Source organism: Serratia liquefaciens (assembly GCF_027594825.1).
GTDB lineage: Bacteria > Pseudomonadota > Gammaproteobacteria > Enterobacterales > Enterobacteriaceae > Serratia > Serratia liquefaciens_A.
Genome location: NZ_CP088930.1, coordinates 2,516,078 through 2,538,325 on the forward strand (window position 1 = coordinate 2,516,078; position 22,248 = coordinate 2,538,325).

31 protein-coding genes are annotated in these 22,248 nt (G+C 54.0%); 2 read left to right on the top strand and 29 right to left on the bottom strand.

Translation table 11 applies throughout. From position 1 onward, the window contains the following. Nucleotides 1–10 precede the first annotated feature (10 nt). The 22 genes from rpsQ to fkpA form a co-directional block, all read right to left on the bottom strand. Complete coding sequence (gene rpsQ, locus LQ945_RS11465; protein ID WP_020837241.1) at nucleotides 11–265, bottom strand: 30S ribosomal protein S17; 255 nt, start codon at nucleotides 263–265, stop codon at nucleotides 11–13. Next, nucleotides 266–457, bottom strand: coding sequence for a 50S ribosomal protein L29 (gene rpmC, locus LQ945_RS11470; RefSeq protein WP_004951169.1), 192 nt, complete (start codon nucleotides 455–457; stop codon nucleotides 266–268). It abuts the gene before it with no gap. Continuing rightward, complete coding sequence (gene rplP / locus LQ945_RS11475) at nucleotides 457–867, bottom strand: 50S ribosomal protein L16 (protein WP_004951171.1); 411 nt, start codon at nucleotides 865–867, stop codon at nucleotides 457–459. Before rplP ends, rpmC begins: the two co-directional genes overlap by 1 nt. A gap of 12 nt (nucleotides 868–879) precedes the next feature. Continuing rightward, nucleotides 880–1,578, bottom strand: a complete 699-nt coding sequence (gene rpsC / locus LQ945_RS11480) for a 30S ribosomal protein S3 (protein WP_004951172.1) — start codon at nucleotides 1,576–1,578, stop codon at nucleotides 880–882. A 17-nt stretch (nucleotides 1,579–1,595) separates the two neighbouring features. Continuing rightward, the gene (rplV, locus tag LQ945_RS11485; RefSeq protein ID WP_004391423.1) at nucleotides 1,596–1,928 is read right to left on the bottom strand and encodes a 50S ribosomal protein L22; all 333 of its coding nucleotides are present in this window, start codon (nucleotides 1,926–1,928) and stop codon (nucleotides 1,596–1,598) included. Nucleotides 1,929–1,942: 14 nt separating this feature from the next. Continuing rightward, complete coding sequence (gene rpsS / locus LQ945_RS11490) at nucleotides 1,943–2,221, bottom strand: 30S ribosomal protein S19 (protein ID WP_004929772.1); 279 nt, start codon at nucleotides 2,219–2,221, stop codon at nucleotides 1,943–1,945. Between the two features lie 14 nt (nucleotides 2,222–2,235). Further along, nucleotides 2,236–3,060 carry a 50S ribosomal protein L2 gene (rplB, locus tag LQ945_RS11495; RefSeq protein WP_262242572.1) on the bottom strand — a complete coding sequence of 275 codons (825 nt, stop codon included), beginning with the start codon at nucleotides 3,058–3,060 and terminating at the stop codon, nucleotides 2,236–2,238. Nucleotides 3,061–3,078: 18 nt separating this feature from the next. Next, nucleotides 3,079–3,381: a 50S ribosomal protein L23 gene (rplW, locus tag LQ945_RS11500; RefSeq protein WP_012147222.1), complete on the bottom strand. Its 303-nt coding sequence runs from the start codon at nucleotides 3,379–3,381 to the stop codon at nucleotides 3,079–3,081. After that, nucleotides 3,378–3,983, bottom strand: coding sequence for a 50S ribosomal protein L4 (gene rplD / locus LQ945_RS11505; RefSeq protein ID WP_012147223.1), 606 nt, complete (start codon nucleotides 3,981–3,983; stop codon nucleotides 3,378–3,380). Before rplD ends, rplW begins: the two co-directional genes overlap by 4 nt. A gap of 10 nt (nucleotides 3,984–3,993) precedes the next feature. Further along, nucleotides 3,994–4,623 (bottom strand): 50S ribosomal protein L3, encoded by a 630-nt coding sequence (gene rplC, locus LQ945_RS11510; protein ID WP_044554946.1) that lies wholly within the window; start codon nucleotides 4,621–4,623, stop codon nucleotides 3,994–3,996. Between the two features lie 32 nt (nucleotides 4,624–4,655). Continuing rightward, nucleotides 4,656–4,967: a 30S ribosomal protein S10 gene (gene rpsJ / locus LQ945_RS11515; RefSeq protein WP_001181005.1), complete on the bottom strand. Its 312-nt coding sequence runs from the start codon at nucleotides 4,965–4,967 to the stop codon at nucleotides 4,656–4,658. Between the two features lie 381 nt (nucleotides 4,968–5,348). Continuing rightward, nucleotides 5,349–5,813, bottom strand: coding sequence for a bacterioferritin (bfr, locus tag LQ945_RS11520; protein ID WP_044554945.1), 465 nt, complete (start codon nucleotides 5,811–5,813; stop codon nucleotides 5,349–5,351). A gap of 74 nt (nucleotides 5,814–5,887) precedes the next feature. Continuing rightward, on the bottom strand, nucleotides 5,888–6,082 hold the full coding sequence (bfd, locus tag LQ945_RS11525) for a bacterioferritin-associated ferredoxin (protein WP_013814795.1): 195 nt from the start codon (nucleotides 6,080–6,082) through the stop codon (nucleotides 5,888–5,890). Nucleotides 6,083–6,212: 130 nt separating this feature from the next. Then, nucleotides 6,213–7,397, bottom strand: coding sequence for an elongation factor Tu (tuf, locus tag LQ945_RS11530; RefSeq protein ID WP_020828747.1), 1,185 nt, complete (start codon nucleotides 7,395–7,397; stop codon nucleotides 6,213–6,215). A 70-nt stretch (nucleotides 7,398–7,467) separates the two neighbouring features. Next, on the bottom strand, nucleotides 7,468–9,582 hold the full coding sequence (gene fusA / locus LQ945_RS11535; protein WP_044554735.1) for an elongation factor G: 2,115 nt from the start codon (nucleotides 9,580–9,582) through the stop codon (nucleotides 7,468–7,470). Between the two features lie 97 nt (nucleotides 9,583–9,679). Continuing rightward, nucleotides 9,680–10,150 (bottom strand): 30S ribosomal protein S7, encoded by a 471-nt coding sequence (gene rpsG / locus LQ945_RS11540; protein ID WP_020837252.1) that lies wholly within the window; start codon nucleotides 10,148–10,150, stop codon nucleotides 9,680–9,682. A gap of 96 nt (nucleotides 10,151–10,246) precedes the next feature. After that, nucleotides 10,247–10,621, bottom strand: a complete 375-nt coding sequence (gene rpsL / locus LQ945_RS11545) for a 30S ribosomal protein S12 (protein ID WP_004930426.1) — start codon at nucleotides 10,619–10,621, stop codon at nucleotides 10,247–10,249. A 131-nt stretch (nucleotides 10,622–10,752) separates the two neighbouring features. Next, the gene (tusB, locus tag LQ945_RS11550; protein ID WP_044554736.1) at nucleotides 10,753–11,040 is read right to left on the bottom strand and encodes a sulfurtransferase complex subunit TusB; all 288 of its coding nucleotides are present in this window, start codon (nucleotides 11,038–11,040) and stop codon (nucleotides 10,753–10,755) included. Between the two features lie 9 nt (nucleotides 11,041–11,049). Continuing rightward, complete coding sequence (gene tusC, locus LQ945_RS11555; RefSeq protein WP_044554737.1) at nucleotides 11,050–11,409, bottom strand: sulfurtransferase complex subunit TusC; 360 nt, start codon at nucleotides 11,407–11,409, stop codon at nucleotides 11,050–11,052. A gap of 8 nt (nucleotides 11,410–11,417) precedes the next feature. Continuing rightward, nucleotides 11,418–11,807, bottom strand: a complete 390-nt coding sequence (gene tusD, locus LQ945_RS11560; protein WP_420136154.1) for a sulfurtransferase complex subunit TusD — start codon at nucleotides 11,805–11,807, stop codon at nucleotides 11,418–11,420. Then, complete coding sequence (locus LQ945_RS11565) at nucleotides 11,801–12,529, bottom strand: helix-turn-helix transcriptional regulator (protein WP_020837257.1); 729 nt, start codon at nucleotides 12,527–12,529, stop codon at nucleotides 11,801–11,803. Before LQ945_RS11565 ends, tusD begins: the two co-directional genes overlap by 7 nt. A gap of 401 nt (nucleotides 12,530–12,930) precedes the next feature. Next, nucleotides 12,931–13,764 carry an FKBP-type peptidyl-prolyl cis-trans isomerase gene (gene fkpA, locus LQ945_RS11570; RefSeq protein WP_270102899.1) on the bottom strand — a complete coding sequence of 278 codons (834 nt, stop codon included), beginning with the start codon at nucleotides 13,762–13,764 and terminating at the stop codon, nucleotides 12,931–12,933. Between the two features lie 370 nt (nucleotides 13,765–14,134). Between fkpA and LQ945_RS11575 the strand changes: the two genes are divergently transcribed. Further along, nucleotides 14,135–14,362 (top strand): SlyX family protein, encoded by a 228-nt coding sequence (locus tag LQ945_RS11575; protein ID WP_020837259.1) that lies wholly within the window; start codon nucleotides 14,135–14,137, stop codon nucleotides 14,360–14,362. A 60-nt stretch (nucleotides 14,363–14,422) separates the two neighbouring features. Here the strand turns inward: LQ945_RS11575 and slyD are convergent, their stop codons facing one another. The 4 genes from slyD to kefG form a co-directional block, all read right to left on the bottom strand. Next, nucleotides 14,423–15,019: a peptidylprolyl isomerase gene (slyD, locus tag LQ945_RS11580; RefSeq protein ID WP_020837261.1), complete on the bottom strand. Its 597-nt coding sequence runs from the start codon at nucleotides 15,017–15,019 to the stop codon at nucleotides 14,423–14,425. A 121-nt stretch (nucleotides 15,020–15,140) separates the two neighbouring features. Beyond that, nucleotides 15,141–15,344 (bottom strand): YheV family putative zinc ribbon protein, encoded by a 204-nt coding sequence (locus LQ945_RS11585; protein WP_004951224.1) that lies wholly within the window; start codon nucleotides 15,342–15,344, stop codon nucleotides 15,141–15,143. A gap of 14 nt (nucleotides 15,345–15,358) precedes the next feature. Then, the gene (kefB, locus tag LQ945_RS11590; protein ID WP_270102900.1) at nucleotides 15,359–17,167 is read right to left on the bottom strand and encodes a glutathione-regulated potassium-efflux system protein KefB; all 1,809 of its coding nucleotides are present in this window, start codon (nucleotides 17,165–17,167) and stop codon (nucleotides 15,359–15,361) included. A 2-nt stretch (nucleotides 17,168–17,169) separates the two neighbouring features. Then, nucleotides 17,170–17,721, bottom strand: a complete 552-nt coding sequence (gene kefG / locus LQ945_RS11595; RefSeq protein ID WP_044554853.1) for a glutathione-regulated potassium-efflux system ancillary protein KefG — start codon at nucleotides 17,719–17,721, stop codon at nucleotides 17,170–17,172. Between the two features lie 133 nt (nucleotides 17,722–17,854). On the opposite strand from kefG, the gene LQ945_RS11600 reads away from it, so the two are divergent. Beyond that, nucleotides 17,855–19,768 (top strand): ABC transporter ATP-binding protein, encoded by a 1,914-nt coding sequence (locus LQ945_RS11600; protein ID WP_270102901.1) that lies wholly within the window; start codon nucleotides 17,855–17,857, stop codon nucleotides 19,766–19,768. A gap of 31 nt (nucleotides 19,769–19,799) precedes the next feature. On the opposite strand, the gene tauD is transcribed toward LQ945_RS11600, so the two are convergent. From tauD to tauB, 3 genes are read right to left on the bottom strand one after another with little or no spacing between them, the layout of a single operon-like run. After that, a complete protein-coding gene (gene tauD, locus LQ945_RS11605; RefSeq protein ID WP_270102902.1) occupies nucleotides 19,800–20,648 on the bottom strand; it encodes a taurine dioxygenase in 849 nt (282 codons plus the stop codon). Continuing rightward, nucleotides 20,645–21,481, bottom strand: coding sequence for a taurine ABC transporter permease TauC (tauC, locus tag LQ945_RS11610; RefSeq protein ID WP_270102903.1), 837 nt, complete (start codon nucleotides 21,479–21,481; stop codon nucleotides 20,645–20,647). Before tauC ends, tauD begins: the two co-directional genes overlap by 4 nt. Next, a complete protein-coding gene (gene tauB, locus LQ945_RS11615; RefSeq protein WP_044554742.1) occupies nucleotides 21,478–22,245 on the bottom strand; it encodes a taurine ABC transporter ATP-binding subunit in 768 nt (255 codons plus the stop codon). The genes tauC and tauB overlap by 4 nt, the downstream gene beginning before the upstream one ends. Nucleotides 22,246–22,248 lie beyond the last annotated feature (3 nt).

Below are 22,248 nucleotides of genomic sequence, written 5' to 3' on the forward strand. Positions count from 1 at the left end.
AGCTACTCTATTACAGAATCGCTTTCTCTACAACGCGAACCAACGTCCAAGACTTAGTCTTAGACAGTGGACGGCATTCGCGGATTTCTACCACGTCACCGATACCACATTCGTTGTTCTCGTCATGTACGTGCAGCTTGGTCGTACGCTTGATGAATTTCCCGTAGATCGGGTGCTTCACCGTGCGCTCGATAGCAACAACCATGGATTTCTCCATTTTGTCACTAACAACACGACCCTGCAGAGTACGGATAATATCAGTCATTTACACACCCGCCTTTTCAGTCAGTAAAGTCTTAACGCGTGCGACATTACGACGCACTTGTTTCAACAGGTGAGTTTGTTGCAGCTGGCCACTTGCCGCCTGCATGCGCAAGTTAAATTGCTCACGCAGCAGGTTGAGCAGCTCAGTGTTCAGCTCTTCAACGCTTTTTTCACGCAGCTCTTGTGCTTTCATTACATCACCGTCTTAGTTACAAAGGTGGTTTTGATCGGCAATTTAGCTGCAGCCAGCTTGAATGCCTCACGGGCGACCTCTTCTGGTACACCGTCCATTTCGTACAGGACTTTCCCAGGTTGGATCAGGGCAACCCAATACTCCACGTTACCCTTACCTTTACCCATACGCACTTCGAGCGGCTTCTCGGTAATTGGTTTGTCCGGGAATACACGGATCCAAATTTTACCTTGACGCTTAACTGCACGAGTCATTGCACGACGAGCTGCTTCGATTTGACGAGCAGTCAGACGGCCACGGCCAACAGCTTTCAGACCGAAAGTGCCGAAGCTAACATCCGTACCCTGCGCCAGACCACGGTTGCGGCCTTTGTGCATCTTACGGAATTTTGTACGCTTTGGTTGTAACATCAGCGACTCTCCTTACTTGCGGCCTTTACGCTGCTGCTTTTTAGGTTGAGCAGCCGGTTCCGGTTGTTCAACTGCAGCCATACCACCCAGGATCTCACCTTTGAAGATCCATACCTTAACGCCGATTACACCATAAGTGGTGTGCGCTTCAGATGTGTTGTAATCGATATCCGCACGCAGTGTGTGCAACGGAACACGACCTTCACGGTACCATTCGGTACGCGCGATTTCAGCACCGCCAAGACGGCCGCTTACTTCAACTTTGATACCTTTAGCGCCAAGACGCATTGCGTTCTGTACAGCACGCTTCATAGCACGACGGAACATAACGCGACGTTCCAGCTGTGAAGTGATGCTGTCAGCAACCAATTTAGCGTCAAGTTCCGGTTTACGGACTTCGGCGATGTTAATTTGCGCAGGAACGCCAGCGATATCCGCTACGACCTTACGCAGTTTTTCGACATCTTCGCCTTTCTTGCCGATAACGATGCCTGGACGAGCAGTGTGAATAGTCACACGGATGCTCTTCGCAGGACGCTCGATAACGATGCGAGAAACGGAAGCTTTCGCCAGTTCCTTAATCAGGAATTGACGAACTTTAAAGTCGCTGTCCAGGTTGTCAGCGAATTCTTTGGTATTCGCATACCAAGTAGAGTTCCAAGGTTTGACAATACCCAGGCGAATACCATTAGGATGTACTTTCTGACCCATTGCTAGTCTCCAGAGTCTCAGCGATCGGACACAACCACAGTAATGTGGCTGGTGCGCTTCAGGATGCGATCTGCACGACCTTTTGCACGCGGCATAATGCGCTTCATGCTTGGGCCTTCGTCTACGAAGATTTTCGTGACTTTCAGATCATCGATGTCAGCGCCATCGTTGTGTTCTGCGTTAGCAATGGCAGACTCCAGCACTTTCTTAACCAGACCAGCAGCTTTCTTGTTGGTGTAGGCCAGAGTTTCCAGAGCTTGCGACACTTTCTTACCGCGGATCAGGTCTGCAACAAGGCGGACCTTCTGTGCAGAAGAACGAGCGTGGCGATGTTTAGCGATAGTTTCCATCTCTTCCTCCTACCTTAGCGCTTTTTAGCTTTTTTATCAGCCGCATGGCCGCGATAAGTGCGAGTCGGCGCGAATTCACCCAGTTTGTGACCGACCATTTCATCGGAAACGAACACTGGTACGTGCTGACGACCATTATGGACAGCGATGGTCAAACCGATCATGTTAGGAAAGATCGTTGAACGACGGGACCAAGTGCGCAAAGGCTTCTTGTCACCGCTTTCCACCGCTTTCTCTACCTTCTTCAGCAAGTGCAGGTCAATAAAAGGACCTTTCTTGAGAGAACGTGGCATGGCTTATCCTCTAATTATTTTTTGCTACGGCGACGTACGATGAACTTATCGGTACGCTTGTTGCTACGGGTTTTCTTACCTTTGGTCTGAACGCCCCATGGTGTTACTGGGTGTTTACCAAAGTTTTTACCCTCACCACCACCGTGCGGGTGATCGACCGGGTTCATCGCCGTACCGCGAACGGTAGGACGAACGCCACGCCAACGTGCAGCACCTGCTTTACCCAGAACGCGAAGCATATGTTCAGCGTTACCGACTTCACCTAAGGTGGCGCGGCAATCAACTGGAACTTTACGCATTTCGCCTGAGCGCAGACGCAGAGTTACGTAGGAACCATCACGTGCAACGATCTGAACGTAGGCACCAGCAGAACGAGCCATCTGGCCGCCTTTACCTGGTTTCATTTCTACGTTGTGAACCGTTGAACCCACTGGGATGTTGCGCATTGGCAGGGCGTTACCCACCTTGATTGCAGCATCAACGCCAGATTGGATCTGGTCACCAGCTTTCAGGCCTTTCGGCGCCAGGATGTAACGGCGTTCGCCGTCTTTGTACAGAACCAGCGCGATGTTCGCGGAACGGTTCGGATCGTACTCCAGACGCTCAACCACTGCAGCCACACCGTCTTTGTTGCGTTTGAAGTCAACCAGACGATAATGTTGCTTGTGGCCACCACCGATATGACGGGTGGTGATACGGCCATTGTTGTTACGACCACCGCTTTTGCTCAGTTTCTCAAGCAACGGGGCATAAGGTTTACCCTTGTGCAGCTCAGGGTTAACCACTTTAACAACGTGGCGACGACCCGGAGATGTAGGTTTACATTTAACAATTGCCATTGTTCTTACTCCTCCGACTTACTCTGCGCCGCCGATGAAGTCCAGGTTCTGGCCTTCTTTCAGGGTGACGTAAGCTTTTTTCCAGTCGCTACGACGACCAACACGCTGACCGTGACGCTTCACTTTCCCTTTAACTACCAGGGTGTTAACGTCTTCGACTTCGACTTCAAACAGTTTCTGCACTGCAGCTTTAATTTCTGCTTTGGTCGCGTCTTTGGCAACTTTGAGTACGATGGTGTTAGTTTTTTCCATCGCAGCGGATGCTTTTTCAGATACGTGCGGTGCACGCAGCACTTTCAGCAGACGTTCTTCACGGATCATGCCAGCATCTCCTCAACTTGCTTCACAGCATCAGCAGTCATAACCACTTTGTCGAAGGCGATCAGGCTAACCGGGTCGATACCTGCTACATCGCGCACGTCAACCTTGTACAGGTTGCGAGCAGCCAGGAACAGATTCTCATCCAGTTCACCGGTCACGATCAGCACATCTTCCAGAGCCATATCTTTCAGTTTCTGTGCCAGCAGCTTAGTTTTAGGCGCTTCTACAGAGAACTTCTCGACAATGATCAGACGATCTTGACGTACCAGTTCGGACAGGATGCTTTTCAGCGCGCCGCGGTACATCTTTTTGTTTACTTTCTGACTGTGGTCCTGTGGCTTTGCAGCGAAGGTCACGCCACCTGAACGCCAGATCGGGCTCTTTACAGAACCTGAACGCGCACGGCCGGTACCTTTCTGGCGCCACGGTTTTTTACCGGAACCAGTCACTTCAGCGCGGGTCTTCTGAGCACGGGTACCTTGACGGGCACCTGCTGCATAAGCAACAACAACCTGGTGTACCAGCGCTTCGTTGAAATCACGACCGAAGGTAGTTTCGGAAACAGTCAGCGCGCTTTGCGCGTCTTTCAATACTAATTCCATTGCTATCCCCTTACGCCTTCACAGCTGGTTTAACGATCAGGTTGCCACCGGTTGCGCCCGGTACAGCACCCTTAACCAGCAGCAGGTTGCGCTCAGCGTCAACACGTACTACGTCCAGGCTTTGAACGGTTACACGCTCGTCACCCAGGTGGCCAGCCATTTTCTTGCCTTTGAACACTTTGCCCGGAGTCTGGTTCTGACCGATAGAACCCGGAACGCGGTGAGACAAGGAGTTACCGTGGGTAGCGTCTTGGGTACGGAAGTTCCAGCGCTTTACAGTGCCAGCAAAACCTTTACCTTTAGAAGTACCGGTAACATCGACTTTTTTAACTTCAGCGAAGATTTCTACGCTGATGTTTTGACCTGCAGTGAACTCTTCACCTTCTGCAAGGCGGAATTCCCACAGACCACGGCCAGCTTCAACGCCAGCTTTAGCGAAATGGCCCGCTTCCGGTTTGGTCACACGGTTAGCTTTTTTGCTACCAGTGGTAACCTGAACGGCACGGTACCCATCGTTAGCCAGGTCTTTAACCTGAGTCACGCGGTTCGCTTCAATTTCAATCACGGTTACTGGGATAGAAACGCCATCTTCAGTGAAGATACGAGTCATGCCCACTTTTTTACCGACTAAACCAATCATTGTTTCAACCTCTCAATCGCTCAATGACCTGATTAACCCAGGCTGATCTGCACGTCTACACCGGCAGCCAGATCCAGACGCATCAGAGCATCAACGGTTTTCTCGGTTGGCTCAACGATGTCAACCAGACGCTTGTGAGTGCGAATCTCGTACTGATCACGCGCGTCTTTGTTAACGTGCGGAGAGATCAGAACGGTAAAGCGCTCTTTGCGAGTTGGCAGCGGGATCGGACCACGGACTTGCGCACCAGTGCGCTTTGCAGTCTCGACGATTTCCGCGGTTGATTGATCGATAAGACGATGATCAAACGCTTTCAGGCGGATACGGATTCTTTGGTTCTGCATGAGACCAGAGCTCCAATTATTTATAAACGTAAATAATTACTCCTCACACCCATTTCGATTGATGGGGGAGTGTAATCGTCAACATATAACCCCCATATCGGGAGTATTGTTCGAAGAGCAGAAAGTCCTGCCTATCGACTGATTCGCTAAAATCAGGCTTACCAAGATTAGGTAAGCCCGCGCATTATACGCAAAACAGAGCGAGAAGCAAGGCGCAGATGGAAATATGCTCAGGATATCGGCATTTTTTACCGGAGGGTGGCTAACGGGTGAAAACCGAGGGGGAAATCATCAGGATCAGGGCAAGGCTTTGTCGCTGCTCCCCTGCCCTGCCGGAGAAACTCATGCCGGCAGAGGAACATCGTTATTCAAGTGGGTAAACTACAACTGAGCTTGCGCGTAGTTCTGGATACCCAGACGCGCGATCAAATCCAGCTCGGTTTCCAGCCAGTCGATATGCTCTTCTTCATCCGCGAGAATTTCAATCATCAAGTCGCGGCTGACATAGTCATGGATAGAATCGGCATAGGCGATACCCTCACGCAGATTCTTGGCACCGTCCAATTCCAGAGCCAGATCCGAACGCAGCATTTCTTCGATATCTTCGCCAATGTTCAGCTTGCCGAGATCCTGCAAATTCGGCAGGCCTTCCAGAAATAGGATACGCTCGATGTAACGATCGGCATGCTTCATTTCGTCGATCGACTCGTGGTATTCCTTCTCATTGAGACGAGTCAGCCCCCAGTTTTTGAACATTCGGGCGTGCAGGAAATATTGATTGATGGCAACCAGCTCGTTCCCGAGCAGTTTGTTGAGGTGAGCAATGATCTTTTTATCGCCTTTCATAGGTAAATCCTCCTGGCCAGTTCTAAAAGTGTAGAAGCTGTAAGCCAAGAGTCAAAAAATAACCTTACCTTTAGTTAGGCAACTTCGTGCATTGGAATAATGGTTCCGCTTTCCTCCACCATAATCTGTCTTGCCTGACGAATGCATTTTCCGCAATCGGTACCAATCGGCACAAGTTCACGCAGTTGTTTCATGGTATGCGGGTTGTGCTGACGCACGGCTTTACGGATCGCTTTGTCAGTCACGGCATTACACAGACATACGTACATAAGAGACTCACTTCTTAACCAATCCTGTAAGTCTAAATAGGAATGCTTTTTATTTCAATTAAGATTTGAGCAAATTGCATAAAAAAAGGGCACCGAAGTGCCCTCTTTTATGTCGAAAAATTATTTGCGATTAAGCGATAACTTTAGCAACAACACCAGCGCCAACGGTACGGCCGCCTTCACGGATTGCGAAACGCAGACCGTCGTCCATCGCGATTGGGTGGATCAGGGTAACAACCATGTTCACGTTGTCACCAGGCATAACCATTTCAACGCCTTCTGGCAGTTCGATGGTACCGGTCACGTCAGTTGTACGGAAGTAGAACTGTGGACGGTAGCCTTTGAAGAATGGAGTATGACGACCACCTTCTTCTTTGCTCAGGATGTACACTTCTGAGTCGAACTTGGTGTGTGGCTTGATTGAACCTGGTTTAGCCAGTACCTGACCACGTTCGATGTCTTCACGCTTGATACCACGCAGCAGAACACCTACGTTCTCACCAGCACGGCCTTCGTCCAGCAGTTTGCGGAACATTTCAACGCCGGTACAGGTAGACTTAACGGTGTCTTTGATACCAACGATTTCAACTTCTTCGCCCACTTTAACGATACCGCGCTCAACACGACCGGTAACAACGGTACCACGACCGGAGATGGAGAAGACGTCTTCGATTGGCAGCAGGAACGGCTTGTCGATAGCACGCTCTGGTTCTGGGATGTAAGAATCCAGGTAACCGGCCAGCTCGATGATTTTAGCTTCCCACTCAGCTTCGCCTTCCAGTGCTTTCAGCGCTGAACCACGAACAACCGGCAGGTCATCACCAGGGAAGTCGTAAGCAGACAGAAGTTCACGAACTTCCATTTCTACCAGTTCCAGCAGCTCTTCATCATCAACCATGTCGCATTTGTTCATGAATACGATGATGAAAGGAACGCCAACCTGACGACCCAGCAGGATGTGCTCACGGGTCTGAGGCATAGGGCCATCAGTCGCAGCAACAACCAGGATAGCGCCGTCCATCTGAGCAGCACCGGTGATCATGTTTTTAACGTAGTCGGCGTGCCCTGGGCAGTCAACGTGCGCGTAGTGACGAGTCGGGGTGTCATACTCAACGTGAGAAGTGTTGATGGTGATACCACGAGCTTTTTCTTCTGGCGCGTTATCGATCTGGTCGAAAGCACGTGCAGAACCGCCGTAGGTTTTAGCCAGAACGGTGGTGATTGCTGCAGTCAGGGTAGTTTTACCGTGGTCAACGTGGCCGATAGTACCAACGTTAACGTGCGGTTTGGAACGTTCAAATTTTTCTTTAGACACGGCTATATTCCTTACTCTTATGCTCTCCCCTCATGGAGAGAGCACTGATCAATGTGTTAAACCCGAAAGCTTATTTACCACGGGCTTCAATAACGGCCTGAGCGACGTTGTTCGGCGCATCATCGTACTTCAGGAACTCCATGGAGTAAGAAGCACGGCCTTTGGTCAGAGAACGCAGTTGAGTTGCGTAGCCGAACATCTCGGACAACGGAACTTCAGCGTGAATCTGAACGCCAGTAGCGTTGGATTCCTGACCTTTCAGTTGACCACGACGACGGCTAAGGTCACCGATGACGTCACCAGTGTTCTCTTCCGGCGTTTCAACTTCAACCTTCATGATAGGCTCAAGCAAAACAGGTTTTGCTTTCTTAAAGCCATCTTTAAAGGCGATAGAAGCGGCCAGTTTAAACGCCAATTCGGAGGAGTCAACATCGTGGAAAGAACCGAAATGCAGACGCACACCGAGATCAACTACCGGATAACCAGCCAGTGGACCAGACTTAAGCTGCTCCTGGAGGCCTTTATCAATGGCAGGGATGTATTCCGTTGGGATCACACCGCCCTTAATGTCATTGATGAACTCGTAACCTTTCGGATTTGAGCCCGGCTCCAGTGGGTACATGTCGATCACAACGTGACCGTACTGACCACGACCACCAGACTGCTTGGCGTGTTTACCTTCGATATCGGTAACTTTCGCGCGAATCGCTTCACGGTAAGCAACCTGAGGTTTACCCACGTTAGCTTCAACGTTGAATTCACGCTTCATGCGGTCAACCAGGATATCCAGGTGAAGTTCACCCATACCTGCGATGATAGTCTGACCTGATTCTTCGTCAGTCCATACGCGGAATGATGGGTCTTCCTTCGCCAGACGGCCCAGAGCCAGACCCATTTTTTCTTGGTCAGCTTTGGTTTTTGGTTCAACTGCAACGGAGATTACCGGCTCAGGGAACTCCATACGCTCCAGAATGATCACGTGGTTTGGATCACACAGAGTGTCACCGGTAGTCACGTCTTTCAGACCGATTGCTGCAGCGATGTCGCCCGCACGAACTTCTTTGATCTCTTCACGCTTGTTGGCGTGCATCTGAACGATACGGCCCAGACGCTCACGAGCAGCCTTCACTGAGTTCAGAACGGTGTCACCGGAGTTAACGATACCGGAGTACACGCGGAAGAAGGTCAGGTTACCCACGAATGGGTCGGTAGCAATTTTAAATGCCAGAGCAGCAAACGGCTCTTCATCGCTAGCGTGACGCTCAGCCGGAGTATCTTTACCGTCGTCCAGGATACCGTTGATTGCAGGGACGTCAGTTGGGGATGGCAGGTAATCAATTACCGCATCCAGCATCGCCTGCACGCCTTTGTTTTTAAAGGCGGAACCACAGGTAACCAAGATGATTTCGTTGTTCAGCACGCGCTGACGCAGAGCAGTCTTGATTTCTTCCTCGGTCAGCTCTTCGCCGCCCAGGTATTTGTCCATCAGCTCATCTGAAGCTTCAGCTGCAGATTCAACCAGGTTCTGGCGCCATTCTTCAGCCAGTTCTTGCATGTCAGCAGGGATGTCTTCGTATTCGAAGGTCACGCCAGCATCAGCTTCGTTCCAGTTGATCGCTTTCATTTTCACCAGGTCAACAACACCGGTGAATTTCTCTTCTGCGCCGATAGCCAGCTGCAATGGCACTGGATTCGCGCCCAGACGAGTTTTGATCTGACCAACAACTTTCAGGAAGTTAGCACCCATGCGGTCCATTTTGTTAACGAACGCGATGCGTGGAACTTTGTATTTGTTAGCCTGACGCCATACAGTTTCAGACTGAGGCTGAACACCACCTACAGCACAGTAAACCATTACAGCGCCATCAAGAACACGCATGGAACGTTCTACTTCGATGGTGAAGTCAACGTGCCCTGGGGTGTCGATGATGTTTACGCGGTGCGGCTCAAACTGCTTGGCCATACCAGACCAGAAAGCAGTAGTCGCTGCAGAAGTGATGGTAATACCACGCTCCTGCTCCTGTTCCATCCAGTCCATGGTGGCAGCGCCGTCATGAACTTCACCGATTTTGTGGTTTACACCGGTGTAGAACAGAATACGTTCGGTAGTGGTCGTCTTACCGGCGTCGATGTGGGCGCTGATACCGATATTACGGTAGCGCTCAATGGGTGTTGTACGAGCCATTTGATTCCTCTATTGCCTTAGGCGTTCAAGTTCGGTTAACCCAAGCGGGTTGGCTTCTTGAAGCGCCCGCTTGGTTAGCATAACTACTGCGTGGCAATTACCAGCGGTAGTGGGCGAACGCCTTGTTAGCTTCGGCCATACGGTGAACGTCTTCACGCTTCTTAACAGCAGAACCTTTGTTCTCAACTGCATCAGAAAGCTCGTTCGCCAGGCGCAGAGCCATGGATTTATCACCGCGTTTACGAGCAGCATCAACGATCCAACGCATTGCCAGAGCATTACGACGGACCGGGCGAACTTCAACTGGCACCTGATAAGTAGAACCACCAACGCGGCGAGACTTAACTTCTACAGTCGGGCGAACGTTGTCGAGAGCTACTTCGAAAGCTTCCAGGTAATCTTTACCAGAACGCTGAGCCAGGGTCTCCAGCGCGGTATAGACGATTGCTTCTGCAGTAGATTTTTTACCATCTACCATCAGGATGTTTACAAATTTGGCCAACAGTTCGGATCCGAACTTAGGATCTGGCAGGATTTTACGTTGGCCGATTACGCGACGACGTGGCATGGAAATACTCCGTTGTTAATTCAGGATTGTCCAAAACTCTACGAGTTTATTTTGACATTAAAGTGAAAATGTTTGGCCTTACTTAACGGAGAACCATTAAGCCTTTGGCTTCTTCACGCCGTACTTGGAACGAGCTTGCTTACGGTCTTTAACACCGGAGCAGTCAAGTGCACCACGAACGGTGTGGTAACGCACACCTGGCAAGTCTTTTACACGACCGCCACGGATCAGGATCACGGAGTGTTCCTGCAGGTTATGACCTTCACCGCCGATGTAGGAGGTAACTTCAAAACCGTTAGTCAAACGCACACGGCATACTTTACGCAGTGCGGAGTTTGGTTTCTTAGGAGTGGTGGTATATACGCGAGTACATACGCCACGTTTCTGCGGGCAGGCTTCCAGCGCTGGAACGTTGCTTTTAGCAGCCTTCACAGAGCGTGGTTTGCGTACCAGCTGATTAATTGTTGCCATTAAAAAGCTCCTGGTTTTTGCTTCGTAAACACGTGATAAATCCCCTCGTATGCACTACTGGCAAAGTACGAGGACGCAGAATTTTATGGCTGAGTAGTAGAGGTGTCAAGAAATATACAACATCACTCTCATCACCAGGCCATTTGGCTGCGATGTTTTTCGGTTAATTCAACGAAGTGATTATAGCCGACGACAGTGATTTTGTGTGAAAAATGACCAGACAACCCTCTGGCATCCAGGTCGTTCTGCAGCGCATAAAGGGATATGGGGGCATTGAGCAGCAATTCAAGGTGCGCGCTACCGGCCAGGCCGGCCAGCACGCCATCCTGCAGCAGCAGCAGGTCATCGCCCGGCGCGGTCAAACGCAGCAGCGCAGGCAAATCGCATTGAGCGGGGGAACGGCTAAGGGTATACAGCATCAGGGTTTCCTAAAATGTCATCACCACGTCATAGCTGGCCAGTTGGCGACTCAGCGCATCCGGCGCCAAGATCTCGGCGTCCAGCACCCAGTCAGTCACCTGACTCAGGCCGCGCTCCTGTAGCGATGCCTGGCAAAGATAACACTGCTCAACGTCATACAGCGGCAGCACGCCAAAGGTGGCAATGTAATTGCGCGCCAGAATTTTTTCCGGTTGCTGTCCCGGGATGATCTGCAGCACGCCGTCACCGATAAAAAACACGCCCAGATCTTCGCTCAGCGCCGAAGTGGCTAACAACGCATCCAGCCCTTCCCTGCCGCTGGCGCTGCCGTGTGGGCTCTGGGTAAAAACAAAAGCGACTCGTTTCATAAACTCTCTCAGAACTGCACCAGGCGGTCACAGCTCAGCGAAGCCTCCGCCAGCGAGCCCAGCCCGCTAAGGGTAAAACCCGGCTGAAGGTTGGCGCTGGGCAATCCTTGCAGTGCGGCTTCCTGCTCATCGGTCACACCGCGCCGGAGTGCCGCGGCTACGCAGACGTTGAGCTCAATGCCATGCTGCTGTGCCAACTGCACCCAACCCCGCACCAAATCGAATTCGTCGCTGGCCGGCGCAGTCAGTTGATTAGCGTTCAACACCCCTTCACGGTAAAAAAACACGCTGGAGAGGCGGTGTCCCTTGGCCAGCAAAGCCTGCGCGAACTGATAGGCGCTGCTGGCCTGTTGGGTGCCGTAAGCCGGGCCGGTGACCAAAAGGCAGTAACTCAGCATCCGCGCTCGGTTCCCAACAGATCGCCGCTTTTGAACTGGCGGATGTACAGATACACGGTGTGTTTTGAGATATTCAGACGGTCCGCCACCTGATTAATGGCGTCCTTGATATCAAAAATGCCCTTCTCGTAGAGATTCAGCACTACCTGGCGGTTTTTGGCATTGTTGGAAACATTACGATCGGCATTAACTTCCTCAATGGTGAACTCCAGCGTCTGCGCCACCAGATCGTCAACCGACGACGCAAAGTTGACCGAAGGCGCCACGTCCTGAGTTTCCGGCGGCATAAAGGTCTGCATCACCTGGGAGAAAGGTACGTCGAGGTTCATGTTGATACACAGCAAACCGATCACCCGCTGTTCACGATTACGGATGGCGATAGTCACCGACTTCATCAGCACGCCGCTCTTGGCACGGGTAAAATAGGCCTTGGACACGCTGCTGTCATCGCCGGCCATGTCATGCAACATACGCAGCGCGAGATCCGTGATCGGCGAGCCGATCTGCCGCCCGGTGTGCTCACCGTTCGCAATGCGTACCGCCGAACATTTCAAATCTTCCAAAGCATGCAGCACGATCTCACAGTGCCCGCCGATCAACATCGCCAGGCCGTCAACAACCGCTTCGTAAGACTTCAGGATTTCATGATCCGTCTGGGTAAACGGACGTTCATTCAGCAAATCAAGTTCGCTGGCTTCGCTGGATAAAAGCGAATTAGACATCGAAAATACCACCCTCAAAGATCGCCTGTGCCAGGGGGCGCAGCTAAAACTGCTCGTGCGGGTTCCTTTCCACAGGCGGCACACCCTTCAGGTTACGCGGGATGGGCTGGCTGATATCAGTCTGAAACAGCACGACGAGCGTCCGCAGGCCGAGATGACCAGGAACAGTTTTAGGTACACGCCCTAAGGGGCAGGCGCATGACTCATAAGTCCGGATTATTAGTCTAGCAAAACAGCCAGAGTAAAGTCCTTGCGTTTGCGCGTGGTATTGACGTTAAGCCCGATGCCCGGCAGGCGTCAAGCGATCAGTGGGCAGGAAGTGAAAGTTAGCGCTGATTTGGCGGATTAAAATGAACACCGCCGCGAAGGACGTTCGCGGCGGTGTGGGGACTCAGACAGGCTTATTGCGCTTTGGCGTCTGCCGCTGCGTCAGCCGGCTTTTCAGCCTTGGCGTCCGCTTTAGGAGCGGCTTTCACATCCAGCAGTTCAACGTCGAACACCAGTGTGGAGTTAGCCGGGATGCCCGGAACGCCAGTTTTACCGTAGGCCAGCGCCGGTGGGATAACCAGCTTGATTTTGCCGCCTTTCTTGATGTGTTTCAGGCCTTCGGTCCAGCCTGGGATCACGCCGTCCAGACGGAATGACAGTGGCTCGCCACGGGTGTAGGAGTTATCAAACTCGGTACCGTCAGTCAGGGTGCCTTTGTAGTTCACCACAACGGTATCGCTGTCTTTAGGCGCAGAACCGGTCCCTGGCTTCTCTACCTGGTACAGCAGGCCGGACTCGGTTTTCTTCACGCCTTTTTCTTTCGCGAAGGTGTCGCGGTACTTGGTGCCTTTCGCTTCGTTATCTTTCGCGTCCTCCTCCATCTTCGCCTGAGCGGAAGCCTTCACGCGCGCTTCAAAGCTCTGCAGAGTTTTTTCGATATCTGCATCGTTCAGCTTGCTCTTGTTGGCAAAAGCGTCCTGAACGCCTGAGATCAACTGGTCTTTGTCCAGTTTAATACCCAGTTTTTCTTGCTCTTTCAGCGAGTTGTCCATGTAACGGCCCAGGGATGCACCCAGTGCGTAAGCCGCTTGCTCGTCATCGTTCTTGAACTTGCCGGTGCTTGGCGCCGCGTCGGCAGCTTTCGCCGCTTCTGCCGGTTTAGCTGCATCGGCAGCCATGACCTGGGTCGCATTCAAAGCAAAAGCCATGGTGGTTGCCAGAAGCGTGACTTTAAACAAAGATTTCATCCATTTCTCCAGTGTCTGAAGCGGTGCCCCAAACAATCATTAAGTAAGATAACCGGGCTACTATAGCTGTCCGAAACAAAACAAAACAGTCACACAGGTAACCAATCGAGTCAAAGTGTGACTCCAGCTTTAAACAGAAGTTTCGTTTAATGTGCTACCCGTATGATAAGTCAGATTTTTCCTGCGCCCGCAGTATCCACAGTAACAAAAACCCTCAGGCCGATCGCTCTATTTTTCAGCACTTTACACAGTGCCCTGGCGTTTTCCGTCTGCCCCCGCACACAGCGAGGTGAAATAGCGCAGCGCAAAGCCGCCGGCAGCTGTTACCATAGCCTCAGATCCAGGATTTAACCGCGTCAGAGGTAGCATCATGCACAACGCCGATATCCAAAGCCTGTTACTGCGGCTTGAAGAACTGGAAAGCCGTCAGGCCTTTCAGGAAGTCACTATTGAAGAGCTCAATCAGACCGTGGTGAAACACCAGCTTGAAATGCTGAAATTGCAGGATCACCTGCGCGTGCTGACCGACAAGCTGCGTTCGACCCAAACGTCAATGATCGCGTCGCAGTCGGAAGAAACGCCGCCGCCACATTATTGATAAACCATAAAAAAGGGCAGCCTCAGGGCCGCCCATTTTTTTGCCGTTACTGCGCTGCTATTAGTGGCAGCCGCAACCGCCGTTACCGCAACCGCCTTTCTTGGCCTGACCGTGATCATGCGCGTGGTCATGGTCGTGATCGTGGCCATGGCCGCCGCAGCAACCTTCACCGTGTTCGTGGTGATGATCGTGCTCGCCGTGTACGTGGCCGTGAGCCAATTCTTCAGCGGTAGCTTCGCGGATCGCGACAACTTCTACGTTGAAGTTCAGGTTCTGGCCAGCCAGCATGTGGTTACCGTCAACCACGACGTGATCGCCGTCCACTTCGGTGATTTCGACCGGCACTGGGCCCTGATCGGTGTCAGCCAGGAAACGCATGCCAACTTCCAACTCGTCAACGCCCATAAAGACGTCTTTCGGCACGCGCTGCACCAGGTTTTCGTCGTAGTTGCCGTACGCATCGTTAGCGCCAACGTTAACGTCAAAACGATCGCCCGCTTCGTGGCCTTCGAGTGCTTTTTCCAGACCTGCGATCAGAGAACCATGCCCGTGCAGATAGTCCAGCGGCGCACTCACCGGAGACTCATCAACCAACACACCGTCTTCTGTACGTACTTGATAAGCCAGGCTGACCACCAAGTCTTTTGCTACTTTCATGATATCTCCTACCGTTGGATACTTGGACGCAGCCGTCATGAGGCCGCGCCTTTACCGGACAGATTGTATCGGAAATCTGCCCCGCTGTACCCTACAGCATAAAAAAACGCGCTCGATAACGCTATTCAGGATGGAAAATACCGATCACCTGCTCCTGCGGCCGGACGTGCTTTTCCACCTGCTGTTCGGTCTGCCGCTGATGATGGCCGCACTTGACGCACTCCACCACTTCGACCTGGTCTTCACGCCAAACGGCCAGCGTATCCATAGCCTTACAGCTTGGGCAGACCGCCCCGGCGATAAATCTTTTCCGTGTTGCAGACATCTCAATGCTCCAAATTATTCGTATTCATCCCAGCCGTCGAACTGGCGACTCTCTTTTTGCATCTCCCGGTGGAAAAGTTCTTCCAGCTCGCGCCGCGCTTCCTTCACGCGGGAAATTTGTGCCACATCGCCATGATGCGGCGGCATCAGCTCACGCAACATCCGCATATCCAATCGACGGAAGTGCTGCTGCGCGCGATAGGCCTGATGAGGATGCATGCCCAGTTCCATCAGTGCCTTGCGCCCCAGCTCCAGCGCACTGGAAAAGGTTTCGCGACTGAACTGCTTGACCCCTGCCTGCAATAACTCGTGCGCTTCCACACGACCGCGTGCCCGCGCCAAAATACTCAGCTCGGGAAAATGCTGCTGACACAGGCGGACAATTTCCATGGTGTCTTCCGGCTCATTACAGGTGATCACAATCGACTTGGCCTTCGCCGCACCTGCCGCACGCAGCAGTTCCAGCTCGGTGGCGTCACCGTAATACACTTTATAACCATAGCGCCGCAGTACGCCGACGGCGCTGACATCGCGCTCCAGGACGGTAATGCGCATCTTGTTGGCCATCAGCAGGCGGCCGATCACCTGACCAAAACGCCCGAAGCCAACGATGATCACCTGCGGGTCATCGTCTTCCACATACGGGGTCTCTTCGTCCTCATCCCGGGCGTTATAACGACGCACCAGGATGCGATCGATAATCTGCATCAGCAACGGCGTGGTCATCATCGACAGGGTCACCACCACCAGCAACAGCGCAAGCTGATCGGGCTGCAACACCTTCTGCGCCCCCGCCGCCGAAAACAGCACGAAGGCAAACTCTCCACCCTGACTGAGCACCCCGGCAAACTGCAAGCGCACTGAACTGCGCAGGCCGAAAATACGCGACAGCGAGTACAGCACCCCTGACTTAATCGCAACCAACAACACCACGCCCAGCAGCACTTCGGCCAGATGGGTATAGAGTACGCCGATATTCAGCGCCATACCCACCGAGATAAAAAACAGCCCCAGCAGCAGCCCTTTGAAAGGCTCGATGGAGATTTCCAGCTCGTGGCGATATTCGCTTTCCGCCAGCAGCACGCCGGCGATAAAGGTGCCTAGCGCCATAGACAGGCCCAGGGCATCCATAAACATCGCCGCCCCCAGCACCACCAGCAGGGCGGCGGCGGTGAAGATTTCGCGAACTCCGGAAGAGGCGATATAACGGAACAGCGGACGCAGCAGGAACCGCCCGCCAACCAGCATGCCGCCGAATGCCGCCACCTTGAGTGCAATTTGTGCCCAATCGTCGCTGCTGCCGCCAGCGCCGGCCAGGATCGGGATCAACGCCAGCGCCGGGATCACCGCCATGTCCTGGAACAGCAGCACCGAGAACCCCAACTGGCCGCCTTCGTTGCGGTTCATGCCCTTTTCGCGCATCAGTTGCAGCGCCATGGCGGTTGACGACATCGCCAGCCCGATACCGCCAATCACGGCGGCCTGCCAGGCGAAATGCGTCAGATAAAGCAATGCCCCCAGCACCGCAGCGGTGATCAACACCTGTCCGGCGCCGACGCCAAAGATTGAGCGCCTGAGTTCCCACAGCTTGCTCGGGTTCAACTCCAGCCCGATGATAAACATCAGGAACACCACGCCCAGCTCAGAAAAATGCAGGATCTCGTCGACGTCGCGAATGAAACCCAATCCCCAGGGGCCGATGGCAATACCGGCGATCAGGTAACCCAGCACCGCGCCGATACCCAGTCGACGGGCAATCGGCACCGTGACGACGGCGGCAAACAGAAACAGTAAAATTGCGGTCAGTAACGTTGAGCCTTCCATGTTTACCTTCCTCCCTGCGGCAGCGGATTACGCAACCAATCGCCATACGCCGTGGCATGGCTTTCCAACACTTCCGGCTTCTGACGGCGCGCCCAATACACCAGCATCGGCGTCAGCCAGTGCATATGGCACATGGCGGCGGTCAGCTCAAACGGCCGCAGAATATCTTCCATCGGGTAGCGGTTATAACCGCCGGTACGATAGGCCCCCTCCGGTTCCCCGGTGGTGATCACCGAGCGCCAATACTTTCCCGCCAGTGCATTACCGCCCATGCCGCTGGCAAAACCACGCGACAGCACGCGATCCAGCCATTCTTTCAACAGGGCCGGGCAGCTGTAGGTATAGAGAGGATGTTGAAAAACAATGACCTGATGTTCACGCAGCAGTTGTTGTTCGTGGTGAATATCGATAAAAAAATCAGGATAGTGCGCGTATAAATCGTGCACGGTGACATGTTCCAACTGCTGTGCCGGTCGAAGCAAAACCCGATTCGCGACCGAGTCCTGGGATTCCGGATGGGCATACAGCAGCAAGACCTTGGGCGGCTGCGACATCATTCCCCTCCAAAGCGTCGTCAGGGTAGCGGTTTTCCGTTACCATGCTCCGCAAAGACTAATAATAGGACAGTCTGTGTCCTGTTAACTTAGAATCCATTCAATTTAACATACTCTGAACATACGGCGCTTTATGATTGTATTCTCCTCGCTACAAATCCGACGCGGTACCCGCGTCCTGCTGGACAACGCCACGGCGACGGTTAATCCAGGTCAGAAGGTCGGCCTGGTGGGTAAAAACGGCTGTGGCAAATCTACGCTGCTGGCCTTGCTGAAGGGTGAGATGGCCGCAGACGGCGGCAGCTACACCTTTCCAGGCAACTGGGCCCTGGCCTGGGTAAACCAGGAAACGCCGGCGCTCGACGTGCCGGCACTTGAGTATGTTATCGACGGTGATCGCGAATTCCGCCAGCTTGAAGCCGACCTGCAGCTGGCAAACGACAAAAACGACGGCCACGCCATCGCCACGCTGCACGGCAAGCTGGATGCCATCGACGCCTGGACCATACGCTCCCGCGCCGCCAGCCTGCTGCACGGCCTGGGGTTCTCCAATGAACAGCTGCTAAATCCAGTCAGGGCCTTCTCGGGCGGCTGGCGTATGCGCTTGAACCTGGCGCAGGCGCTGGTGTGCCGTTCTGATCTGCTGCTGCTCGACGAACCGACCAACCACCTGGATTTGGACGCGGTGATCTGGCTCGAGCGCTGGTTGAAGGGTTATCCCGGCACGCTGGTGCTGATTTCGCATGACCGCGATTTCCTGGATCCGATCGTCGATAAAATTCTGCATATCGAACAAGAGACCATCAACGAATACACCGGCAACTACTCCTCGTTCGAGCGTCAGCGTTCGACCAAGCTGGCCCAGCAGCAGTCGCTGTACCTGAACCAGCAAGAGAAAGTGGCGCATCTGCAAAGCTATATTGACCGCTTCCGCGCGCAGGCCACCAAGGCCAAGCAGGCGCAGAGCCGCATCAAGATGCTCGAACGCATGGAGCTGATCGCGCCGGCCCATGTGGATAACCCATTCAGCTTCAGCTTCCGCCAGCCGGAAAGCTTGCCGAACCCGTTGCTGCGTATGGAGAAGGTCAGTGCCGGCTACGGCGACAAGGTGATCCTCAACTCGATCAAGCTGAACCTGGTGCCCGGCTCACGCATTGGCTTGCTGGGCCGTAATGGCGCCGGTAAATCGACCCTGATCAAAATGCTGGCCGGTTCGCTTGAGCCGTTGAGCGGTGAAATTGGCCTGGCAAAGGGGATTAAATTGGGTTACTTCGCCCAGCATCAGTTGGAGTTCCTGCGGGCCGACGAATCCCCTCTGCAGCACTTGAGTCGCATCGCTCCACGGGTGCTGGAACAACAGCTGCGCGATTACCTCGGCGGCTTTGGCTTCCAGGGCGATAAGGTCACCGAAGCCACCGAACGGTTCTCCGGCGGCGAGAAAGCGCGGCTGGTACTGGCGCTGATCGTCTGGCAACGCCCCAACCTGCTGCTGCTCGATGAACCGACCAACCACCTGGATTTGGACATGCGTCAGGCGTTGACCGAAGCGCTGATCGATTTCGAGGGCGCATTGGTGGTGGTCTCGCACGACCGTCACCTACTGCGATCCACCACGGACGATCTCTATCTGGTGCATGATGGCCAGGTGGAAGTGTTCGAAGGCGATCTGGACGACTACCAGCAATGGCTGAGCGACCTGCAACGTCAGGAAAATCAGCAGGACGCCCCGGATAAAGAGAACAACGGCAACAGTGCGCAGGCACGTAAAGACCAGAAGCGTCGCGAAGCCGAGTTCCGCAACCAGACTCAGCCACTGCGCAAGCAAATTGCCAAGCTGGAACAACAGATGGAAAAACTGGGGGCCGAACTGGCGGCGGTAGAAGAGAAGTTGGCGGACTCCGCGCTGTACGACATCAGCCGCAAGGCCGATCTGACCCTCTGCCTACAGCAACAAAGTCAGGCCAAGTCCGCCTTGGAAGAAACGGAAATGACCTGGCTGGACGCACAGGAGCAGTTGGAACGCTTCACGCAAGAGTTCGAATCCTAAGGGCTACGGGGCGGCCTGCCGTCCCTGCATGTCACCCCTTGTAAAAGGGTTTATCCCCCAGAATGGTCGCACGGTGCATGATGCGCCGCTGTGGCAGATAATCCGCGTTGGCGTAATGCTGCGTCACGCGGTTATCCCAAATGGCAATGTCATTCTCCTGCCAGCGCCAGCGCACCTGGAACTCCGGCTTGGTAATGTGAGCAAACAGGAAGTTCAGCAGCGCGTCACTTTCCTTCGGAGCCAAATCAACAATTCTGGTCGTGAAACCTTCGTTGACGAACAGCGCCTGCCGGCCGCTGACCGGGTGGGTACGTACCACCGGGTGCAACAGCGGTGGGTTTTTCTGTACCGCCAACTGCCAGCGCTGATGTTCCTCTTCACTGCCGCGGTGCTTGAATTCCGGGAATGATTTGGTGAAGTCATGCTCCGCCTGCAGGCCAGCCAGCAACTGCTTTAAAGGGGCAGACAAGGCTTCATAAGCCGCGATACCGCTGGCCCACAGCGTATCGCCGCCGGTGGTAGGCAGGGTTTTCGCTGCCAAAATCGCCCCCAGCGGTGGGTTTTCGATAAAGGTCACGTCGGTATGCCAGTTATCGTTGTCCGGCGGATTATTGTCATGGGTATCCAGCACGATAATCTCTTTCACATCGGCGGCTTGCGGGTAGACCGGGTGAATGTGCAGGTCGCCAAAGCGGCCGGCCAGGTTGCGCTGCTGCAACGGCGTGATCGGCTGATTGCGCAAGAACAGCACCTGATGTTTGAGCAACGCATGGTAGAGCTGCTCGAACTGGCCGTCGCCCAAAGGACGCGCCAGGTCAACATTCTCGACCAGCGCACCGATATAAGGCCCCAGGGGGGTGATACTTAAACGTTCGTTCATTGCTGTACTCCGTGCCACGGGGTCAATCGACGCTGCAAGGCACGCAGCCCCAGCTCCAGCCCAAATGCAATAATCGCAATCACGCCAATACCGGCCAGCACCACATCGGTAGCCAGAAACTCACCGGCGGATTGCACCATAAATCCCAGGCCGCGGGTGGCGGCAATCAGTTCTGCTGCGACCAGCGTCGACCAGCCGACCCCCAGCCCAATGCGAATACCGGTTAAAATCTCCGGCAAGGCGCTCGGCAGCACCACGAAACGCAGCACCTGCCAGCGATTGGCGCCCAGCGCACGCGCCGCACGCACCCTGACCTGAGCCACGCTGCGCACTCCCGCCACGGCGGACAGCGTCACCGGGGCGAAAATCGCCAGATAAATCAGTAGGATCTTTGAAGTTTCACCGATGCCGAACCAAATCACCATCAGCGGTAAATAGGCCAGCGGCGGCACCGGGCGATAAATTTCAATCAGCGGATCGAGAATGCCGCGCACCGTGTCGTTCAGCCCCATGGCAATACCCACCGGCACCCCGATAAGCACCGCGGCCAGCAGCGCAACCAGGATACGCCCCAGGCTGGCGGCCAGATGCTGCCATAGCGTGGCGTCCATAAAACCCTGCGGGCTGGCTATGGTGATCAACTGATGCAGCACCTGCTGCGGCGCCGGCAAGAACAACGGGCTGATCAGGTTCAACGCGGTCACGCCCCACCAAATAGCCAGCACCACCAACAGGGTGGCGCTGCTCAACCAGACGTTGCGTGGCACGCTAAAGCGCCGCGGTGTCGCCGCCTTCGGCTGGGCAACCTCTTTAAGGGCAGAATGCAGGCTCATAACAAGGCCTCGCGCTGTTGGAAGACTTTGCCCAGCACGTATTCGCGCTGGGCGATAAATTCAGGATCAGACTTGATCGAACGGCAAGGTTCACCGTCGGCATAGCGTTGGCCGAAATTCAGCGCCAGACGCTCCACCACCTGCCCCGGCCCCGGTGACAGCAGCAGCAGTTCACTGGCAAGGAACACCGCCTCTTCAATATCGTGGGTAATCAGCAACACCTGCTTGCCGGTGTCGCGCCAGATGGTCAATAGCAGTTCCTGCATTTGTTCACGGGTAAAAGCATCCAATGCCCCGAACGGCTCGTCCAGCAACAGCAAACGCGGATTGGCCGCCAGTGCGCGAGCTATGCCCACGCGCTGGCGCATGCCGCCGGAAAGCTGCCAGATGAAGTGCTGCTCATAACCGGCCAGGCCGACACGCTGCAGCATCTGCAGCGCCACCTCACGACGTTGCGGCTTGCCGACCCCGGCCAGCTGCAAGCCAAATTCGACGTTATCCACCACGTTACGCCACGGCAGTAAACCTTCATGCTGGAACACCACGCCCCGTTCGGCTCCGGGGCCTTTTACGGGAACTTCGTCAAGCGTGATGCTGCCAGCTGAAGGCTCGATAAACCCGGCGATCAAATTCAGCAGCGTGGTTTTGCCGCAGCCCGAGGGGCCAAGCACCACCACCAGTTGTCCGGCGTCAATCTGGAACGAGACGTCGCGCAGTGCAGGACGCCCCTGATACTCTGCTGAAAGGTGGTTAACGTTTAGCATTCT

Excerpts from the sequence above, each read along its gene's own strand:
- rpsQ (WP_020837241.1), bottom strand. The coding sequence starts at position 265 with ATGACTGATATTATCCGTACTCTGCAGGGTCGTGTTGTTAGTGACAAA.
- rpmC (WP_004951169.1), bottom strand. The coding sequence starts at position 457 with ATGAAAGCACAAGAGCTGCGTGAAAAAAGCGTTGAAGAGCTGAACACT.
- rplP (WP_004951171.1), bottom strand. The coding sequence starts at position 867 with ATGTTACAACCAAAGCGTACAAAATTCCGTAAGATGCACAAAGGCCGC.
- rpsC (WP_004951172.1), bottom strand. The coding sequence starts at position 1,578 with ATGGGTCAGAAAGTACATCCTAATGGTATTCGCCTGGGTATTGTCAAA.
- rplV (WP_004391423.1), bottom strand. The coding sequence starts at position 1,928 with ATGGAAACTATCGCTAAACATCGCCACGCTCGTTCTTCTGCACAGAAG.
- rpsS (WP_004929772.1), bottom strand. The coding sequence starts at position 2,221 with ATGCCACGTTCTCTCAAGAAAGGTCCTTTTATTGACCTGCACTTGCTG.
- rplB (WP_262242572.1), bottom strand. The coding sequence starts at position 3,060 with ATGGCAATTGTTAAATGTAAACCTACATCTCCGGGTCGTCGCCACGTT.
- rplW (WP_012147222.1), bottom strand. The coding sequence starts at position 3,381 with ATGATCCGTGAAGAACGTCTGCTGAAAGTGCTGCGTGCACCGCACGTA.
- rplD (WP_012147223.1), bottom strand. The coding sequence starts at position 3,983 with ATGGAATTAGTATTGAAAGACGCGCAAAGCGCGCTGACTGTTTCCGAA.
- rplC (WP_044554946.1), bottom strand. The coding sequence starts at position 4,623 with ATGATTGGTTTAGTCGGTAAAAAAGTGGGCATGACTCGTATCTTCACT.
- rpsJ (WP_001181005.1), bottom strand. The coding sequence starts at position 4,967 with ATGCAGAACCAAAGAATCCGTATCCGCCTGAAAGCGTTTGATCATCGT.
- bfr (WP_044554945.1), bottom strand. The coding sequence starts at position 5,813 with ATGAAAGGCGATAAAAAGATCATTGCTCACCTCAACAAACTGCTCGGG.
- bfd (WP_013814795.1), bottom strand. The coding sequence starts at position 6,082 with ATGTACGTATGTCTGTGTAATGCCGTGACTGACAAAGCGATCCGTAAA.
- fusA (WP_044554735.1), bottom strand. The coding sequence starts at position 9,582 with ATGGCTCGTACAACACCCATTGAGCGCTACCGTAATATCGGTATCAGC.
- rpsG (WP_020837252.1), bottom strand. The coding sequence starts at position 10,150 with ATGCCACGTCGTCGCGTAATCGGCCAACGTAAAATCCTGCCAGATCCT.
- rpsL (WP_004930426.1), bottom strand. The coding sequence starts at position 10,621 with ATGGCAACAATTAATCAGCTGGTACGCAAACCACGCTCTGTGAAGGCT.
- tusB (WP_044554736.1), bottom strand. The coding sequence starts at position 11,040 with ATGCTGTATACCCTTAGCCGTTCCCCCGCTCAATGCGATTTGCCTGCG.
- tusC (WP_044554737.1), bottom strand. The coding sequence starts at position 11,409 with ATGAAACGAGTCGCTTTTGTTTTTACCCAGAGCCCACACGGCAGCGCC.
- tusD (WP_420136154.1), bottom strand. The coding sequence starts at position 11,807 with ATGCTGAGTTACTGCCTTTTGGTCACCGGCCCGGCTTACGGCACCCAA.
- LQ945_RS11565 (WP_020837257.1), bottom strand. The coding sequence starts at position 12,529 with ATGTCTAATTCGCTTTTATCCAGCGAAGCCAGCGAACTTGATTTGCTG.
- fkpA (WP_270102899.1), bottom strand. The coding sequence starts at position 13,764 with ATGAAATCTTTGTTTAAAGTCACGCTTCTGGCAACCACCATGGCTTTT.
- LQ945_RS11575 (WP_020837259.1), top strand. The coding sequence starts at position 14,135 with ATGCACAACGCCGATATCCAAAGCCTGTTACTGCGGCTTGAAGAACTG.
- slyD (WP_020837261.1), bottom strand. The coding sequence starts at position 15,019 with ATGAAAGTAGCAAAAGACTTGGTGGTCAGCCTGGCTTATCAAGTACGT.
- LQ945_RS11585 (WP_004951224.1), bottom strand. The coding sequence starts at position 15,344 with ATGTCTGCAACACGGAAAAGATTTATCGCCGGGGCGGTCTGCCCAAGC.
- kefB (WP_270102900.1), bottom strand. The coding sequence starts at position 17,167 with ATGGAAGGCTCAACGTTACTGACCGCAATTTTACTGTTTCTGTTTGCC.
- kefG (WP_044554853.1), bottom strand. The coding sequence starts at position 17,721 with ATGTCGCAGCCGCCCAAGGTCTTGCTGCTGTATGCCCATCCGGAATCC.
- LQ945_RS11600 (WP_270102901.1), top strand. The coding sequence starts at position 17,855 with ATGATTGTATTCTCCTCGCTACAAATCCGACGCGGTACCCGCGTCCTG.
- tauD (WP_270102902.1), bottom strand. The coding sequence starts at position 20,648 with ATGAACGAACGTTTAAGTATCACCCCCCTGGGGCCTTATATCGGTGCG.
- tauC (WP_270102903.1), bottom strand. The coding sequence starts at position 21,481 with ATGAGCCTGCATTCTGCCCTTAAAGAGGTTGCCCAGCCGAAGGCGGCG.
- tauB (WP_044554742.1), bottom strand. The coding sequence starts at position 22,245 with ATGCTAAACGTTAACCACCTTTCAGCAGAGTATCAGGGGCGTCCTGCA.